Genomic DNA, 18,514 nt, shown 5'->3' with positions numbered 1-18,514 from the left:
GCTGTCTCCTCATCTATCCCGGCTTGGCGAAGATCATCTCGCAGGGCGCGATCAGCCCCGCTTCGACACTTCTCATGTAGTTCTGCAATTTCGGTCCCGCGGTCCCGCGCATCAGCAGGTGTAACCCCACCGGCGGCGGCCCGCCCATTTCCTTGGTTTTTGCGAAAACGTTGCGATAGAAGGACAACGCGAATTCGGAACGGTCACGCTGCGCCACCGGCAGCAAGCCTGCGGCCTCCGCGCCTGCAAGGTAGTCTTCCGGCGGTGCCACGAAGGAAAATCCCGCTTCCTCCGCCCACGGGTAAGGAAACTCCAGCGCGCCCTCGCCCGTCCGCATGACGTCGAACACCGCAAATCGCCCGCCGGGCGCCAGCACCCGCGCCACCTCCGCCATCAGCGCCGCCTTGTCCTCGATGTTCATTCCGACATGCAGCATTGTCTCCAGATCGATGCTTCCGCTCGCCGCCGGCAAATCAAGGGCGGAACCGGTCTCGAACCGCACCGCCTCCTGCAATCCCACCGCCGCACTCAGCCGCGTCGCCACGTCCACGAACTCCGGCGTCAGATCCACGCCAGTCACCCGTACCCCGAAGCGCTGGGTCAGAAACCGTGCGGTGCCACCCAGCCCGCTGCCGATGTCCAGCACCGCCATCTCAGGCGAAATCTCCAGTTGCGACAGCAGGTCTTCCGTCGCCTGCAACCCACCGGTGTGAAACTCGTCAACAGGTTTGAGGTCGGCAGGCATCAGCGCCGCCAGATCGGCCCCCGCCTCCACCAGCGCCGCCTCGATCCGTTCCATCAACCCGTCCACGCCGTAATGCGCGACCACCCGGTCCTCTGTCCGTTCCATCGCCATGTCCCCCAACATTTCAATGTTGGCAAGCATACCACGATTTACCCCGTATTCGCGTGCAGTATGCCACACGGCGCCCATGTCAGGCCCTTCCCGGACGTCGCGAGCAGTCAGCCGCTCCGCTCATTCCATCAGCGCCTTGTGGATCGCCTCGGCGGCATCCCGGCCCTCGGCCACAGCAGTCACCGTCAGATCATCGCCGGAGGCAGTACAGTCTCCGCCCGCCCAGATCTTCGGATGGCTGGTCCGCCCGGTCTCATCCGTCACGATCCGGCCCTTGGCCATATCTATCCCGGCCCCTGCCAGCGGCCCGGCATCGCCCGCCTGCCCGATGGCCTTGAAAACCTGATCCGCCGGCAGACGCACCATCTCGCCCGTCTTCCGCAGCCCTTCTGGCCCCGCCGTCGTCGCCGCGAGGTCGATAGCCACTACAGCGCCGTCCTCGACGATCAGCGCTTCGGGCTGCATCCAGTGGCGAATGGTCACGCCCAGTTTCCGCGCATGGTTCTGCTCGTAGACACTCGCGTTCATCGCGTCCTGCCCGCGCCGGTAGGCAATCGTCACGCTGTCCGCGCCAAGAAGCTTCACCTGCGCCGCAATGTCGATCGCAGTCATGCCACCGCCGATCACCACCACGTTGCGCCCAACCGGCAGCTTCGACAGATCGTCCGATTGCCGCAGCGTCTCGATATAGGCCACGGCATCGAGGCACCCGTCCGCTTCCTCGCCCTCCAACCCCAGCCGGTTCACATCCGGCAATCCCATGCCGAGAAATACCGCGTCATGCGCCTCCAGCAGATCTTCCAGCGTCACGGCGTTGCCCAACGGCTGGTCATATCGCATCTCGATCCCGCCGATCTTCAGGACGAACTCCACTTCCTCCTGCGCGAAGTCGTCCACCGCCTTGTAGGCCGCGATCCCGTATTCGTTCAGGCCGCCGGGCTTCGGCCGCGCTTCGTACACCACAACGTCGTGGCCGAGCATCGCCAGCCGGTGCGCCGCCGCCAGCCCTGCTGGTCCCGCACCAACCACGCCGACGCTCTTGCCGGTCGGCGCGGCACGGCTGAACGGGTGTTCGCCCCGGGCCATCAGGTGATCCGTCGCGTATCGCTGCAATTCCCCGATCTGCACCGGCTGGCCCTCGGCCACCTCCCGCACGCAAACCTCTTCGCACAGCGTTTCCGTCGGACAGACCCGTGCGCACATACCGCCGAGAATGTTCTGGCTCAGGATCGTCTTCGCCGAGCCATCGGGGTTACCCGTCGCGATTTCACGAATGAACAGCGGTATATCAATATCCGTTGGGCAGGCCTGAACGCAGGGCGCGTCGTAGCAGAAATAGCAGCGGTCGGCTTCCACCCGGGCCTCGTGCGCATCGAGCGGCGGATAGATTCCGGCAAACAACTCCCCGTAAGCCTCCGCCGGAAGTCGCGCCCCCGCCACATCCCTTCTGCGCTCCGTCTCACTCATGGCCCTGGCTCCTTCCGCTTGCGCCGCTCGACAGAAGTCTGTGAGAATTTTATCAAAAGGTCAAAAATTTTTTTCGCGGTGCAAAATCGGCGGGAAATCAGCGGAATATGGTTTCGCAGCCATACCAAACCCATACCGAAACCATACCAAACCCAGCTTTCGGATTTCCGGGTTTCGGATAACGGGGCGACGCCACGAAAATACCTCAAAAAAGTGAATTGAGGTCACATTCAATTAGTACTAACTCGACCGAAACCTTGCGATCGGATGGACAGATCTGATAATTTGCAAGTGGCGGGAGGGGCTGTAGTGCTTCGCAAATCTCTGGGGGCCATCGCTCTTCTCATGGCAGTTTCCGGCATGTCTTCACAGGCCTCGGCGCAGCGAATCGTGATTGGCTGTGAGGGTAAGAACCCGCAGGCGAAAGCTGAAATTTGTTTGGCCTTGCAATCGGTTATGCAAGAGATGCTGCCCGCTTCCAGCGTCGCGCTGGCGCCCTCCTCCGACAAGGCGGCAGATGTGAAAGTCACGCTGACCCTGCTGTCCCACAGCCCCACCGAAGCCTCGGCCAGCCTCGCCTGGCACGGCGCAGGCGGCGGCCGGCAGGGCCCGGACCTCACCGTTTCGATCGTAGACAAGACACTGGACGCCGCTGCCTACAAACGCTTCGCCGCCAGCCTACTCCAAAGCGCCGGTCTCCCCGACGCCATCAAGAAGTAACCAGTTTTCTGGTGCCCGTTAGGAAAAGGATAACCAATCATGTGTACCCTCTGCGCCGAGTTCCGTCCCTACGACGAAGACTGCGTATTTGCAGAGCTCGCTGACACCGGTCGCGACTATGCTGCACGTAGCGAGAGCGGCTCCGATGCCGCTTCCAACACGGGCACGGCCTACAGCATGAACGTGGGTGACACGTTCACGGGCTACCTCAGCGTCGGCGATACCGATTGGGTCCGCATCAACCTGACAGCAGGTCAGCAATACGAGATTACGCTGGACGCCACCGGCGGCGATGGTCTCGACGACCCTTACCTGCGCCTGTTCGATTCCGGCGGCGGGTACATTACAGAGAACGATGATGGTGGCGCAGGATACAACTCGCGCCTCGTATTCACCGCCAGCTATACCGGCACCTACTACATCGAAGCGGATTCCTGGAACAACAACTACGACGGCGACTACATCATCGAGGTCGACACCCCGGAACCTCCCCGCAACTACACCTACGATGAAATCGCCGAGCAACTAACAGAGGGCTATTGGGGTGGCAGCGCCCGCTCTTTCAACGTCAGTGCTGGCGGCGAACTGACCGTTGACCTGTCCGGATTGACCAGCGCTCGCGCAGCCCTCGCCACCCACGCCCTCGAGGCATGGACAAATGTCACCGGCATCGCGTTCAGAAGGGTCACTTCCGGCGCCGACATCACGTTTGACGACAACGAAAGCGGTGCCTTCGCGCAGAGCAACCTGTCCGGCAGCCGCATCGTTTCCAGCCACGTCAACGTATCTTCCAGCTGGGATGGCGGCGGGTCCGAACTGGACAGCTACACCTTCCAGACCTTCATCCACGAAATCGGCCACGCCCTCGGCCTCGGCCACGCCGGTAACTACAACGGCTCCGCCATCTACGGTCAGGACAACGACTACCTAAATGACAGCTGGCAGGCGACAGTGATGTCCTATTTCAGCCAGACAGATAACACCAACGTCGACGCCGACTACGCCTACATCATGTCACCCATGATGGCAGATATCATAGCGATTCAAGACCTTTACGGCAGACCGACCAACCAGAGAACCGGCGACACCACCTACGGCTTCAACTCCGTCGGCGTTTCAGGCTATTTGAATCAAATCACCAACCAGAACGACCCGGTTGCCTTTACGATCTACGATGACGGTGGCATCGACACGCTCGATTTCAGTGGCTACGTCTACGATCAGCGGATTGATCTGCGGGCCGGTCGCTCTTCGGATATCGGCGGTCTTGACGGCAATATGTTCATCTTCCGCGGCGTGGACATCGAGAACCTCGTCAGCGGCAGCGGCAATGATACCATCCAGGGCAACAGCCTCCGGAACGTCGTTCGCGGCGGCAACGGCAACGACGTCATGAACCTCGGCGGCGGTAATGATCGCGCATTCGGGGACGACGGCAACGACACGATCAATGGTGGCGCCGGCAACGATGTCATCGAAGGCGGAAACGGCATCGACACGCTCAATGGCGGAGACGGCATCGACACCGTTCGCTACGTCAGCAGCTACGACACCGATGTCCGCCTCAACATCTGGGGTCTGCAGGATCTCGGATACGGCAATGGTTCCGACTACGTGCGCAACTTCGAAAACGTCACCACCGGCTCCGGTGCGGATTCCGTCTGGGGCACTGGCGCAAACAACGTCATCAATCTCGGAGCAGGCAACGACCGCGCCTTCGGCAAGAACGGCAACGACACTTTGATCGGCCTCAATGGAAACGACAATCTTTTCGGCGGTCAGGGCAACGACAGCCTGCGCGGCGGCGACGGCAACGATCTGCTGATGGGCGCTGCCGGGAACGACAATCTTCAAGGGCACGCCGGCGACGACACGCTGGACGGCGGATGGGGCAATGACATCTACAACGGCGGTGGAGGCATCGACACAGCGCGCTACCTTTCAGGCGCCAACCTGCGGATAAACCTGAACATTTCCGGTTCTCAAAACACGAACTCCGGCCAGGAAACCTTCATCAGCATCGAAAACGTCACCGGTGGATCGGGCAACGACATCATTCACGGCAATGGTGCCCGCAATGTCCTGCAAGGCCGCGATGGCAGCGATACACTGTTCGGCTATGCAGGTAATGACAGGCTTCGTGGCGACAACGGCGCGGATGACGTCCGTGGCGGTGCCGGTCGTGATACGATCTGGGGCAATGCAGGGAACGACACTCTTGCCGGTGGTACATGGGCGGATGTCTTCGTCTTCGATTCCGGCGACGGCACGGATCGCATTCTCGACTTCCAGGACGGCGTGGACACGATCCGCATCGACAGCGGCGCGGCGGCTTTCTGGCAGCTTTCCGTTTCCGACGCCGGTGCGGATACGCTGATCGATTTCAGTGATGTTCGCATCCGGCTGGTTAACTTCGATCACACGCTGATCGACGCGGGCGATTTCAATTTCGCCTAAGTCGCACGCTCAGCTTCGGAAATGGCGCCCGCCGGGCGCCATTTTTGTTTCCGGGCTAGCCGCCTGTAAGGGCATCAACGACCTTAGGCACAACGTCGTCGGCATTCGCGGCAACGATCACCCCGGCCGCACGCAACGCCGCAATCTTTTCGTTCGCACTTGTGGCGCCAAGTACGGCAAGCGTGCCGGCGTGCCCCATTCTTCTTTCCTTCGGCGCGTGGATGCCGGCGATCAGGGCAATCACGGGCTTGCCAAAGGGTTCAGATGCCAGATAGGCCGCTGCTGCCTCCTCCTCGCTGCCGCCAATTTCTCCTATGAGAACAACAGCTTTCGTTTCAGCATCTTCCCGAAACAGTTTCAGACACTCGACAAAACCGATCCCATGGATGGCATCGCCGCCAATTCCGACGGTAGTGGATTGCCCAAGGTTCGCGGCACTGGCCTGCGCAAGGATTTCCGAAGTCAGCGACGCCGAACGCGACGCAATCCCGACACTGCCCGCCTGTGCGTCGCGGGTGGGCATCACGCCGATCTTGCACTTGCCAGGCGTCAGGATACCCTGGGAGTTGGGTCCGATCAAAATGCTGTCGCTGCCACTCAGCGCGGCCTTCACTCTGGTCATATCGTGCTGTGGCACCCGTTCTGTAACGCAAACGATGACGCCGATACCGGCCTCTATCGCCTCGAGGATCGCGTCTGCGGCCCTATGCGCTGGCACCATCACGAGACTGGCGTTGGCACTGGTCGCTTTCACAGCATCTGCGCAACTGTCGAAAACCGGCAGGCCAAGATGCGTTGTGCCGCCTTTGCCCGGCCGCACGCCGCCGACATAACTGGCACCATAACGAATTGCCAAATCGGTATAAAATGTGCCCGAGCGTCCGGTCATGCCCTGAACGATCACCTTGGTGTTTTCATCGACAAGAATGCTCATCGCTTGGCCTCCCCAGTTGCCTTGGCAACAGCGCGTTCAATAGCATTCGTCATGTTGGCGGCCTTTTCCACCGGCAACATACGGTCGCTCAAGATCTTGTGGGCCCAGTCAGCACTCTGGCCCGCGAACCGGGCAACTATCGGCACCGAACGCTGCGCCTTTGAATAGGCAAAGGCGATGCCCTCGGCGACAGTATCGCAAACCGTCATGCCACCACCGTGAACATTGACGAGGATGATCGTCACGTTCGGATCCTCCAGCAGCAACTGCACACCGCGTGATATATGAAAACTCGTGGCCGTGGTCCGAATATCCATGAAATTTGCCGGCACTCCGCCAGCTTTGGTCAGCATATCGTTGGTAACAAGGCCAAGACCTGCACCGTTCACCACGACGCCAATATTGCCATCGAGTTTCACAAGATTGATCTCGTTTTCCTGCGCGACCTTTTCCGCCGGCGAGAGGTTTTGATCCTCCACCAAAGCTTCGAGTTCCGGATGCCGGAACATTGCATTGCCGTCCAGACTCACCTTTGCATCGACAGCCAGCCATCCGCCCGGTGCCGCAACAAGCGGGTTGATTTCAGCGAGCAGCATGTCATTGGCAACAAAGGCTTCCTCCATCTTAACGATCAGTCCCGCAGCGCCTTCGGCATCTGGCAATCCAAGGTCTGATAGAAAGGAAGTTATCTCTTTCACGGAGGTGCCACCCAGCAACAACCGGCGCACAATACCCGGATTGTTTGCGGCGCTCTTCTCAAACTCGACGCCGCCCTCCAGCGATGCAAGCAGGACGGGACGCGCGGTTTCCGGATCCAGAAGCAGAGCGACGTAATAACTCTGGCTCGCATCGACGGCCGCCTCTACGTAAACACCCTTCACGATCTGGCCGACGGGACCCGTCTGTTCGGTAACGAGCGGCTTGCCGATCATCGCGTCAGCCTCCGCACGCACGGCAGAAGGCGTTGCGGCAAAGCGAATTCCGCCCGCCAGCCCACGGCCTCCGGCGGCGATCTGCGCCTTCACCACGTATTTTTTCGCGTCAATCTCTCGGCATCTCGCCTCGGCTTCCTGCGCTGTTTCAGCGAACCTGCCCGCGGGAATCGGGATCCCGTATTGGGCCAGAAGTTCCTTCGATCTGTGCTCCGACAAGTTCATTATTTGGCTCCTCCCGGGCCTATTCCGACCCCTGTGGCATATGGTATACCACGGACTCGAGTCGGTCAAACGCTGGAAACATTGCAGCTATGCGGCGCCTCCTGTTTTTTATCAACCTCTTGAATTTATTATATAATGTCACATCGAAGCCAACGTGGCTCCGCGAAGATATTTGCGCGCCGCACAATAGATAGAAACGAAATCCAGACAAAAGTCTTAACCTTTCATTGCACGACGAAAATCCGTGGCGTATGGTATACCAGATAGCACTGAGTCGCAGCGGCAACCGCAAGGCCCAAACGAAGTCATGAAACTGAGCCCGATTCCAACAAACAATACGCTGAAAGAGCAAATCTACGAAATGCTCAGGGCGGCTATCATTGACATGAATATCTATGACGAAGACGCGAACCTTCGCCTTGACGAACGCTCGCTCTCCGAACAACTCGGCATTTCGCGAACCCCCCTGCGCGAAGCCCTTTCCCGCCTGGAACAGGAAGGCTTTCTTGAAGTCCGGCCTCGCAAGGGCGTGTTTGTCCTGCGGAAGACAATGGATGATGTGTTGGATATGATCGTTGCCTGGGCGGCGCTGGAAAGCATGGCAGCACGACTGAGCGTAACGAACGCGACCGACAAGCAGATAGCGGCACTGCGCAAACATGCCATGTCGCACAGTGCGAGTTCCGCCCGCGCCGATCTTTCAGAATATTCGGACGCCAACATCCGTTTTCACCAGATGATATTTGAGATGTGCGGAAGCGCACAACTCAAGGACATGGCGGAGCGGCTGTTCGTTCACATGTACGCCGTTCGTCGCCGCGCGTTGGCGGAAAATGATCGGGCGGCGAACTCCGTGGTCGATCACATGGGGATCATCGAAGCGCTGGAGACGCGCGAGGCCGATGTGGCTGCAAGACTTTCAAGAGAGCACACGATGCGGCTGCATGAGCATGTTCGCCGCGCTTGGACAAAACTGGACGCCCGCGCCGCGGGTGAAAAAAACGCGTGATAACAACGCGATAATAGACATTAGGGAGAGAGAATGTCTGCAACAGTGGAAAACTTGGAAGTGGCGGATCCACAAAGCCTGACAGACGGCTTTCATCTGCTGATTGACGCTCTGAAGATCAACGGCGTCGAAACCATTTACAACGTGCCGGGCATTCCGATCACCGATCTTGGGCGTTACGCGCAGGCGCAGGGATTGCGGGTTCTGTCCTTCCGTCATGAACAACATGCCGGATATGCCGCCGCCGCTGCCGGCTTCCTAACCAAGAAACCCGGGATCTGCATGACAGTGTCGGCCCCCGGCTTCCTCAACGGCCTAACTGCTCTGGCTCATGCCACGACAAATTGCTGGCCGATGATCTTGATTTCAGGCTCGTCTGAGCGTGAGATTGTCGATCTGCAGCGCGGTGACTACGAAGAAATGGATCAATTGGCTATCGCCCGCCCTCACGCGAAGGCCGCTTACCGCATTTTGCACGCCGAAGATATCGGGCTCGGTGTCGCCCGCGCCATCCGTGCGGCGTTGACGGGCCGCCCCGGCGGTGTCTACCTTGATGTGCCGGGCGCTCTGCTCGGCCAGGTCATGGACGCGGCGGAAGGCCAGAAATCCATGATCAAGGTGGTGGATCCGAACCCGGCCAGTGTGCCCAGCTCGGAAGCCTTGGACCGGGCTCTGGAAGTTTTGAAAAGCGCCGAAAAGCCTTTGATTATTCTCGGAAAAGGTGCGGCTTACGCACAGGCCGACGAACAGGTCAAAGAGTTGGTCGAAACGCTGGGTTTCCCATATTTGCCCATGTCGATGGCAAAGGGCCTCCTGCCCGATACCCACCCGCAATGCGCCTCTGCCGCGCGCTCGCTGGTACTGAAGGAGAGCGATTGCGTCTTCCTGATAGGTGCGCGTCTGAACTGGCTTCTGAGCCATGGGCAAGGCAAGGCATGGGGTGAGAAAGGCGCGAAAAAGTTTGTTCAGATCGACATTGAGCCGACAGAGATGGACAGCAACCAGGCGATTTCTGCCCCGCTGATTGGCGATATCGAGAGCACCACTACCGCACTTTTGGAAAAGATCGGTGGCAATTGGCAAAAACCCTCGGAAGACTGGACAGGTGCCGTCAGTTCCAAGGTACAGGCCAACATCGAGCGTATGGCCCCCCGACTTAAAAACAACAATTCCCCGATGGACTATCCCGGTTCGCTCGGCGTGCTGAAGGACTTGATCGCGGAAAACCCGGATGTGGTTCTCGTCAACGAGGGCGCCAACGCGCTGGATCAAGCCCGGTCGATCATCGACATCCACAAGCCGCGCAAGCGTCTGGATGTCGGCACTTGGGGCATCATGGGGATCGGAATGGGTTCCGCCATCGCCGCCGCCGTGGAAACCGGAAATCAGGTTCTCGCCGTAGAGGGCGACAGTGCTTTCGGCTTCTGCGGAATGGAGATCGAGACGGTCTGCCGCTACAACTTGCCTGTCTGCATCGTGATCATGAACAACAACGGTATCTATCGTGGTGACGGCGAGAACTGGTCTGGCGGAGAAGACCCGTCAACCACTGTTTTCGTCAAGGGCAGCAAGTATGAACTGATGATGCAGGCTTTCGGTGGCGTCGGTGTCACAGCCAATAATCCCGATGAATTGCGACAAGCCGTGAAGCAGGCTTTTGCCAGCCGCAAACCTACGCTGATCAATGCAATCATTGCCGAAGATGCCGGTAAGGAAAGCGGAAATATCGGCAACCTGAACCCGTCTTCGGTCGTGGCGCAGCAGCGCTACCCGCAGGCTCAAAAAATCAAGTAATGCCGGAGTTTCAGTGAAATGAAAGCCCTAGAAGGTGTCAAAATTCTGGACTTCACACACGTCCAGTCCGGCCCGACCTGCACACAGCTGCTTGCATGGTTTGGCGCCGATGTGATCAAGGTGGAGCGTCCCGGCGTCGGCGATGCGACACGCAAGCAACTCGTGGACGTACCGGGCGCGGACAGCCTCTACTTCACGATGCTGAACCACAACAAGAGATCGATCGAACTCAATTCCAAGAATGAGACGGGCAAGCAGGTTCTGACCCGGCTGATCGAAACCTGCGATGTAATGGTGGAAAATTTTGCCCCCGGAGCCCTTGATCGCATGGGCTTCACCTGGGAGCGCATCCAGGAGATCAACCCGCGCATGATCCTCGCCTCGATCAAGGGTTTCGGACCGGGCAAGTACGAGGACTGCAAGGTTTATGAGAACGTCGCACAGTGTGCGGGCGGGTCCGCTTCCACCACCGGCTTTCTCGATGGCCCCCCGCTCGTTACCGGTGCGCAGATCGGCGATAGTGGTACTGGCCTGCACCTTGCCCTCGGAATCGTGACGGCACTTTATCACCGGGAACAGTCCGGAAAAGGTCAGAAGGTTTCCGCTGCGATGCAGGACGGTGTTCTAAACCTCTGCCGCGTGAAACTGCGCGACCAGCAGCGCCTGGATGCCGGACCTCTGAAAGAATACAGCCAGTTCGGCGAAGGTATTCCCTTCGGCGAAGCTACGCCGCGCGCCGGCAACGACAGCGGCGGAGGACAGCCTGGCCGTATCCTCAAATGCAAGGGCTGGGAGACCGATCCGAACGCTTACACCTACTTCATCACCCAGGCCGCTGTCTGGGAGGCGATCTGCGATGTGATCGATGAGCCTGAGTGGAAGACGAAGGAGGGCTATGCCACTCCGCCGGAGCGGCTTGACAAATTGAACGAGATCTTCGGCCGGATCGAAGAGTGGACAATGACCAAGACGAAATTCGAAGTCATGGACATCTGTAATCCTCTCAACATCCCCGTCGGCCCGATCCTTTCCACCAAGGAAATTATCGAGGATGAAGGGCTGCGTGCCACCGGCACCATTGTCGATGTCGATCACCCCGAGCGAGGACGTTACACATCTGTCGGCTGCCCAATCAAACTATCGGAAAGCCCGGTGGAGGTGGTCAGATCGCCCCTGCTCGGCGAGCACACGACGGAGATCCTCAGCCAGGTGCTGGGCTATCAGGGCGAAGACCTCGCCAAGATCATCGAGAGCGGAGCGGTGGGCGACCCCAACAAGCTTGCTGCTGAATAACTGAGCCGGCGAGTCGGCCGAGATCGACCGCCGAACCCACACAGGGAGGGGTAAGAATGCGAATTGTAGTTCACGGCCAACAGGCCTTTGGTAAAGCCGTGCTGGAAAGACTTCTGGAGCGGGGCGAGAACGTCGTGGCTGTCTGCTGCGCCCCGACCAAGGAAGGCAGACCCGAGGATCCGCTGGTGGAATTCGCCCGCGAAAAGGGTCTGCCCGTCCACCAACCCGCGAGTTGGAAGACACCCGAAGCTCTGGAACTTATGCAGAGTTTCGAAGCAGACGTCTGCATGATGGCATACGTGCTTCTGTTCGTGCCGGAGGCGGTACGAGACGCCCCCAAATATGGAACGTTCCAATATCATCCGTCGCTCTGCCCCGAGCATCGTGGCCCGTCTTCTATCAACTGGCCTATCGCCATGGGCAAAACCCGTACCGGCCTAACAATCTTCTGGCCCGATGACGGGTTGGATGAAGGGCCGATCATGCTGCAGAAAACCTGTGAGATCGGACCGGATGAAACCATCGGGGACGTGTACTTCAACAAGCTGTTCCCCATGGGCGTCGATGCTATGATCGAAGGGCTCGAACTTGTGAAGGCCGGTGTCATCCTCAAGCACGATCAGCGTCTCGACGAAGGCTCCTACGAGAGCTGGTTCAAGGGCGATCACGCAGCTGTGGACTGGAGCAAGCCGGTTGCTGACGTCTACAACATCATCCGCGCGGCGAACCCAGCCCCCGGTGCCTCAACCACGATCAAGGATCAGCCGGTGCAACTCTACGATGCCGAGCGGCGCGAGGGCTCGGGCACGCCAGGCGAAGTCGTCGAAGTGACTGACGAAGGCATTGTCATGCAGGCGGAAGGCGGACGCGTGCTGATCAAGCGCCTTAAGCCGCAGGGCGGCAAGAAAATGTCGGCTTCAGAATGGTTCAACTCCCTCGGTTAAAATCAAGTCAACGCCACCAAATCCCTCACAAAGGCTAGATCACACAATGTCCGATATCGAAATTGCCCGCAAAGCCAACAAGAAACCGATCCAGGAAATCGGCGCCAAACTGGACATCCCCAACGAACATCTGCTGCCCTTCGGCCATGACAAAGCCAAGATCTCAGAAGAGTTCATCAAATCGCTCGCCGACAAGCCAAATGGCAAGCTGATCCTCGTAACCGCGATCAACCCGACACCTGCGGGAGAAGGCAAGACTACCACAACGGTTGGCTTGGGCGATGGCCTGAACGCCATCGGTAAGAAGGCCGCGATCTGTATCCGCGAAGCTTCGCTCGGTCCCAACTTCGGTATGAAAGGTGGAGCAGCCGGCGGGGGTTACGCTCAAGTTGTGCCTATGGAGGACATGAACCTCCATTTCACCGGTGATTTTCACGCGATCACTTCAGCGCACAACCTGCTGGCAGCCATGCTCGACAACCACATCTACTGGGGCAACGAGCTGGACATCGACATCCGCCGCATTGCTTACCGTCGCGTGATGGACATGAATGACCGCGCTCTGCGCGACAACGTCCACAACCTCGGCGGCGTTGCAAATGGCTTCCCGCGTCAGGGCGGTTTCGATATCACCGTCGCGTCGGAAGTCATGGCGATTCTTTGCCTCGCAACCGACCTGAAGGATCTGGAGAAGCGTCTGGGAGACATCATCGTCGCTTACCGCCGCGACCGCTCCCCCGTCTACTGCCGCGACATCAAGGCAGACGGCGCCATGGCGGTTCTGCTTCAGCAAGCCATGCAGCCCAACCTGGTGCAGACGCTTGAAAACAACCCGGCCTTCGTTCATGGCGGCCCGTTCGCCAACATCGCACATGGTTGCAACTCGGTTGTGGCAACGACGACTGCACTGAAACTGGCCGACTATGTGGTAACCGAAGCAGGCTTCGGTGCCGACCTCGGGGCCGAGAAGTTCTTCGACATCAAGTGCCGCAAGGCTGGTCTCAAGCCGGATGCGGTGGTTTTGGTCGCGACGGTTCGGGCCATGAAGATGAACGGCGGCGTTGCCAAGGCCGATCTCGGTACCGAGAATCCGGACGCGGTGAAAGCCGGTTGCGATAACCTTGGGCGTCACATCGAGAACCTGAAGAAGTTTGGCGTCCCGCTTGTCGTGGGCATCAATCACTTTGTCACCGACACAGATGCCGAAGTTGCCGCGATCCAGGATTATTGCAAAGAGCGCGGTGTCGATGCCGTACTCAACAAGCACTGGGCCGATGGTGGAGCCGGTATCAAAGGTACGGCAGAAAAGGTTGTTGAGCTCTGCGAAGGCGGCACCGCTGACTTCAAGCCGCTCTACCCCGATGACATGCCTTTGGCCGAGAAGATCGAGACCATCGCCAAGGAAATCTACCGCGCCGACAGCGTGGTGCTCGACGGCAAGATTCGCGATCAGCTCAAGCAGTGGGAAGATGCCGGTTACGGCAACCTGCCCGTCTGCATGGCCAAGACCCAGTATTCCTTCACCACCGATCCGAACCGCCGCGGCGCACCTACCGGCTTCGATCTGCCGGTTCGCGAAGTGCGGCTCTCTGCCGGTGCCGGGTTCATCGTGGCAATCTGCGGTGAGATCATGACGATGCCGGGCCTGCCCCGCGTGCCGTCCGCTGAGAACATCCGCATCAACGACAAGGGTGAAATAGATGGCCTCTTCTGAGGAGAAACTGTCATGATCCGCACGATCATGATGCCCGTTCGCGGCGATGGCAAAGCACCTAACGTGCTGTGCTTCGCCGCGGCACTGGCCAGAACCCATGGCGCGCACATCGCCGCCGTGCATTGCCGACCGCGCCCGGAAGATCTCCTGCCTTACGGCGTACCGATTTCAAAGAAGCTCCAAGAGCAGATCCTCAAGAACTCCGCACAAGTTGCCGAGCATGAAGACATGGCGGTGCGCAAGGAACTCATCTCGCTGGCGGCGGAGCTTTCGCTTCCGGTCGTCGATGGCCCGAACGGCGTCGGCGCGTCTGTCTCTTTTTCGGATGCGACGGGCCGCCAGGTTGATGTGATCAAGAGGAAAGGTCGTCTGGTAGACGTCATTGCAGTCGCCAAACCCGACCGCGACCGGAACATTGGCATCAACACAATGCAGGTGGCGCTGTTCAACTCCGGTCGACCTGTGCTGATGTGCCCGCCGAACGCCGAGGCGCCCGAGAAGCTCGGAACCCACGTGGCACTTGCTTGGAACGGCAGTGCAGAATCCGCACGGGCTCTCAGCCAGAGCCTGCCGGTAATACACGAGGCGCAGAACGTATCGATTCTCACGAATGGAACGGATGCCGGGCCCGGAACGACAGTTGATGAAGTTTTGCACTACCTGGCCGCCCATGACACGAAAGCGCAGGTGGTCAACTTTAAGGCGACCCGTAACATCGGCGCAGCATTGCTGGCCGAAACGTCATCAATCGGCGCTGACATGCTGATTATGGGCGCATATGGAGACAGTCACGAGCGGGAGACGCTGCTCGGTGGCAATACACAAACCGTTGTCGATCAATCGGACATACCTATCCTTTTTAGTCACTGACTTTTCAGTGGCTTAGGATAAACTTCTGGTTGAGGCACGTAACGATGAAGGAGGAGTGACCAACATTAATTGAGCAAGACCGGTTTCAAAGCTTCTCGGAAGAAGAAGTTCGCCGGATTGAACACTGAACCAATGGGAGTGAGATATGAAAACGACTAAACGTACTTTCGTAACGATGATGGGCGCCACGGCGCTTGCGCTTACAGGTTTTGCAAACCCGGCCCATGCTTGGGAGCCCACCAAACCGATAGATTTTGTCATCATGGCGGGTGCCGGCGGCGGCGCTGACCAGATCGCACGGTTTCTCCAGTCGGTCGCCGAAAAAAAGGACCTCACCAATCGTCCTCTGATCCCGAACAACAAGGGCGGCGGTTCCGGCGCGGAAGCCTTGATCGCTCTGCAGGGTACGGGTGATCCGGATCATACAATTTTGGTGACACTCAACTCTTTCTTCACCACGCCACTTCGGCAGTCCAACCTTGGTATCGATATCCAGACCTTCACGCCAATCGCGATGATGGGCGTCGATCCGTTCGTGCTCTGGGTGCACAAGGACCAGGGCATCAATACGTTCGAGGAGTACCTCGAGACCGTAAAAGGCGATGGTGAATTCGTCATGGGCGGCACCGGTAAGGGCCAGGAAGACAGCATCGTCATTGCGTACATGTCGGAAGCCTTCGATCTCGACATCAAGTACATCCCCTACGATGGCGGTGGTGCCGTGGCCAAGGATCTTGCTGGTAAGCAGATCATGGCGACGGTGAACAACCCGGCGGAAGCCAAAGGCTTCTACGAGTCCGGAGATTTCGTCCCACTTCTCGCGTTCTCCGATGAGCGTATGCCGGCCTATCCGGACGTCCCGACGATGAAGGAAAAAGGGCATGACTTCAGCTACTACAACCAGCGTGCGGTTGTCGGAGCGCCGGGCATGTCGGAGGAAGCCGCTGAATACTATCGGGACTTGTTCACCAAGATCTACGAATCCGACGAGTGGCAGGCCTATCTCGAATCCGAGAGCCTCTCCCCCCTTTGGATGAACGCCGACGAGCAGAGAGAGTACTGGGACACGCAAGTGGTCCGGCATACCGAACTGCTCGCCGCAATGGGCGAATAAGCCTGCTTTTTTAATGGCTTGGCACTGCTTTCTGGGAGGGTCGGATGCGACTTGGTGAAATTGTAACAGCTGGAATTCTTGCTCTCTTATCCATCTATCTGATGTGGGAAAGCACAGAACTCAATATCGGCTACATCAGGGGCGAAGGCCCCGGAGGTGGTGCCTGGCCATTTTGGCTGGCCGCGGTCATGCTTGTTTCGACGGTTCTGATCGCAATCAACTGGGCACGGCGGACTTCTCCGCCGTCCCAATCCGAAGAACCCGTGCTCGACTCACAGGGCAAGAAGACGCTCATCTTTGTCGGTGGCGGGTTGTTCGGCTTCATCGCGCTCATCAACATCATCTCGATGTACGGTGCGATGATGGTATTCCTGACGTACTATCTGAAGTTTCTGGGCAGGCATTCCTGGCTCCTGACGCTCGTCTTTGCGATCACCTTCCCCATCGCCTTCTTCTTCTTCTTTGAAGGTCTGATGCGGATCACGATGCCCAAGGGAATGGACTTCACGTCGCCTGTTTTCAACGTCCTGTACGATATCATCTACTGAGACGAAAAACATGGCTCTTCAAATGAACAAGATCACCGGCTGACGGGGCTAACCAATGGAAATCTTAGGACTTTTAGGCGACGGCATGCTGCTGTCACTGCAACCGCTCAACCTCGCGCTGATATTTGTCGGGGTTACGCTGGGGCTCTTCATCGGTGCCATGCCCGGGCTTGGCTCCGTCAACGGGGTGGCAATCCTCTTGCCAATCACCTTCCTGGTGCCCCCGTCCTCGGCAATCATCTTCCTCGCCGCCATCTACTACGGCGCGATGTACGGCGGGGCGATCAGCTCGATCACCCTTGGTATCCCCGGCGCATCCACGGCCGTGGCTACAACGTTCGATGGCCGGCCATTGGCCTTGAAGGGCAGAGCCAGCCTTGCGCTGGTGACAGCCGCGATTGCATCGTTCATCGGTGGTTCGGTCGCGAACATCCTCTTCACTCTGTTCGCTCCGCTGCTGGCATCGGTCGCGCTCAGCTTTGGGCCCCCGGAAATCTTCGCCCTTATGTTGCTGGCGTTCGCCACCTTCGTTGGACTTGGCGGTGATGACATCCCAAAAACGATCTTTTCGATCTGCCTCGGCCTCGTTCTGGCCTCTGTCGGCTTCGACCAGATTTCGGGCGCACCTCGCCTGGTGTTCTTCGACATCTCCGGCTTCCTCCACGGTATCAATTTCCTCGTACTGGCGATCGGTGTCTACGGGATCGGCGAAATGATCTGGACGATCGACAGCACTCGCGGAAAGATAACGTCCACCGAGGCCAAGATGTCCGTGAAAGGTATCGTCGCAGACAGCAAGGAGGGCATGCGTCGCGGCTGGAAGGGCACGGCTGTTGGCTCCTTCCTCGGCTTCTTCGTCGGGATTCTGCCTGCAGCCGGCGCAACACCGGGCTCACTCATGTCCTACGGCGTGGCAAAGATGCTGGCCAAGAACCCGCAGGAATTCGGCCAAGGCCATCCGGGCGGCGTCGCCGCACCAGAAGCGGCGAACAACTCCGCCTCCACCGGTGCTATGCTGCCGATGCTGACTCTTGGCATTCCGGGCTCTCCCACGACGGCAATTCTGCTTGGCGGCATGGTGATCTGGGGGCTAACCCCCGGACCCCGCCTCTTCGTCGATCAGAGCGAGTTCGTCTGGGGCTTGATCGGATCCTTCTATGTCTCCAACGTGGCGGCGGTGGTGGTCAACCTCGCGTTCATTCCGCTGTTTATCTGGATGCTGCGCATGCCTTTCACAATCCTCGCACCGATCATCTTCGTGCTTTCGGTGACGGGTGGCTACGCGGCAACCAAGGACATGCATGATGTCTGGCTGATGCTGCTCTTCGGTCTCTCAGCGTTCTTCCTGCGCAAGTTCGACTATCCTCTTGCGCCGGCGGTTCTGGCCATCGTGCTGGGCCCGATTGCGGAACCGACACTGCGGCAATCCCTTCTGCTGTCGTCGGGGGATCCCTCGATCTTCTTCACCCGCCCGATTGCGGGACCGATCACGGTAATCGCGATCATCCTGATCCTGTTGCCGCTCTTGAAGTTGATCAAGGATCGGATCGGGGGCAAACGGGCGAACGCCTGAGTCCCCTCTTCCGACTTTTCTATGCATTGGAGGGAGCACCGCTGTGGTTTATTTCAGATCACAG

15 protein-coding genes are annotated in these 18,514 nt (G+C 58.8%); 11 read left to right on the top strand and 4 right to left on the bottom strand.

Translation table 11 applies throughout. The features are described from left to right. Nucleotides 1-13: 13 nt before the first annotated feature. Nucleotides 14-850, bottom strand: a complete 837-nt coding sequence (locus GO499_RS02850) for a class I SAM-dependent methyltransferase (RefSeq protein ID WP_161860772.1) — start codon at nucleotides 848-850, stop codon at nucleotides 14-16. Nucleotides 851-976: 126 nt separating this feature from the next. Beyond that, nucleotides 977-2,323, bottom strand: a complete 1,347-nt coding sequence (locus GO499_RS02845; RefSeq protein WP_161860771.1) for an NAD(P)-dependent oxidoreductase — start codon at nucleotides 2,321-2,323, stop codon at nucleotides 977-979. A gap of 360 nt (nucleotides 2,324-2,683) precedes the next feature. Between GO499_RS02845 and GO499_RS02840 the strand changes: the two genes are divergently transcribed. Both GO499_RS02840 and GO499_RS02835 read left to right on the top strand, forming a co-directional pair. Beyond that, on the top strand, nucleotides 2,684-3,043 hold the full coding sequence (locus GO499_RS02840) for a hypothetical protein (RefSeq protein ID WP_161860770.1): 360 nt from the start codon (nucleotides 2,684-2,686) through the stop codon (nucleotides 3,041-3,043). Between the two features lie 39 nt (nucleotides 3,044-3,082). Then, the gene (locus GO499_RS02835; protein ID WP_161860769.1) at nucleotides 3,083-5,500 is read left to right on the top strand and encodes a M10 family metallopeptidase C-terminal domain-containing protein; all 2,418 of its coding nucleotides are present in this window, start codon (nucleotides 3,083-3,085) and stop codon (nucleotides 5,498-5,500) included. A 55-nt stretch (nucleotides 5,501-5,555) separates the two neighbouring features. Here GO499_RS02835 and sucD read toward each other — a convergent pair whose 3' ends face one another. Together sucD and GO499_RS02825 are read right to left on the bottom strand one after the other, a co-directional pair. Continuing rightward, entirely contained in the window at nucleotides 5,556-6,434 is an 879-nt protein-coding gene (sucD, locus tag GO499_RS02830) for a succinate--CoA ligase subunit alpha (protein WP_161860768.1), read from the bottom strand. After that, the gene (locus tag GO499_RS02825) at nucleotides 6,431-7,591 is read right to left on the bottom strand and encodes a succinate--CoA ligase subunit beta (RefSeq protein WP_161860767.1); all 1,161 of its coding nucleotides are present in this window, start codon (nucleotides 7,589-7,591) and stop codon (nucleotides 6,431-6,433) included. The genes sucD and GO499_RS02825 overlap by 4 nt, the downstream gene beginning before the upstream one ends. A gap of 307 nt (nucleotides 7,592-7,898) precedes the next feature. Here GO499_RS02825 and GO499_RS02820 point away from each other — a divergent pair, with 307 nt between their 5' ends. The 9 genes from GO499_RS02820 (at nucleotide 7,899) to GO499_RS02780 (ending at nucleotide 18,450) form a co-directional block, all read left to right on the top strand. Beyond that, the gene (locus GO499_RS02820; protein ID WP_161860766.1) at nucleotides 7,899-8,600 is read left to right on the top strand and encodes a GntR family transcriptional regulator; all 702 of its coding nucleotides are present in this window, start codon (nucleotides 7,899-7,901) and stop codon (nucleotides 8,598-8,600) included. Between the two features lie 33 nt (nucleotides 8,601-8,633). After that, nucleotides 8,634-10,394 carry an oxalyl-CoA decarboxylase gene (gene oxc, locus GO499_RS02815; protein ID WP_161860765.1) on the top strand — a complete coding sequence of 587 codons (1,761 nt, stop codon included), beginning with the start codon at nucleotides 8,634-8,636 and terminating at the stop codon, nucleotides 10,392-10,394. Between the two features lie 18 nt (nucleotides 10,395-10,412). Further along, a complete protein-coding gene (gene frc, locus GO499_RS02810) occupies nucleotides 10,413-11,687 on the top strand; it encodes a formyl-CoA transferase (protein ID WP_161860764.1) in 1,275 nt (424 codons plus the stop codon). A gap of 56 nt (nucleotides 11,688-11,743) precedes the next feature. After that, complete coding sequence (locus tag GO499_RS02805; protein WP_161860763.1) at nucleotides 11,744-12,631, top strand: methionyl-tRNA formyltransferase; 888 nt, start codon at nucleotides 11,744-11,746, stop codon at nucleotides 12,629-12,631. A gap of 46 nt (nucleotides 12,632-12,677) precedes the next feature. Continuing rightward, nucleotides 12,678-14,345 carry a formate--tetrahydrofolate ligase gene (locus GO499_RS02800; protein ID WP_161860762.1) on the top strand — a complete coding sequence of 556 codons (1,668 nt, stop codon included), beginning with the start codon at nucleotides 12,678-12,680 and terminating at the stop codon, nucleotides 14,343-14,345. 12 nt (nucleotides 14,346-14,357) lie between these two features. Continuing rightward, entirely contained in the window at nucleotides 14,358-15,215 is an 858-nt protein-coding gene (locus GO499_RS02795; protein ID WP_161860761.1) for a universal stress protein, read from the top strand. 145 nt (nucleotides 15,216-15,360) lie between these two features. Beyond that, nucleotides 15,361-16,329, top strand: a complete 969-nt coding sequence (locus tag GO499_RS02790; protein WP_161860760.1) for a Bug family tripartite tricarboxylate transporter substrate binding protein — start codon at nucleotides 15,361-15,363, stop codon at nucleotides 16,327-16,329. A 44-nt stretch (nucleotides 16,330-16,373) separates the two neighbouring features. After that, on the top strand, nucleotides 16,374-16,877 hold the full coding sequence (locus tag GO499_RS02785; RefSeq protein WP_161860759.1) for a tripartite tricarboxylate transporter TctB family protein: 504 nt from the start codon (nucleotides 16,374-16,376) through the stop codon (nucleotides 16,875-16,877). A gap of 55 nt (nucleotides 16,878-16,932) precedes the next feature. After that, nucleotides 16,933-18,450 carry a tripartite tricarboxylate transporter permease gene (locus GO499_RS02780; protein WP_161860758.1) on the top strand — a complete coding sequence of 506 codons (1,518 nt, stop codon included), beginning with the start codon at nucleotides 16,933-16,935 and terminating at the stop codon, nucleotides 18,448-18,450. Nucleotides 18,451-18,514 lie beyond the last annotated feature (64 nt).

The organism is Algicella marina, from assembly GCF_009931615.1.
GTDB classification, from domain to species: domain Bacteria; phylum Pseudomonadota; class Alphaproteobacteria; order Rhodobacterales; family Rhodobacteraceae; genus Algicella; species Algicella marina.
The sequence above is the reverse complement of the archived record's forward strand: the minus strand, read 5'-3'. Positions and strand labels throughout refer to the sequence as shown.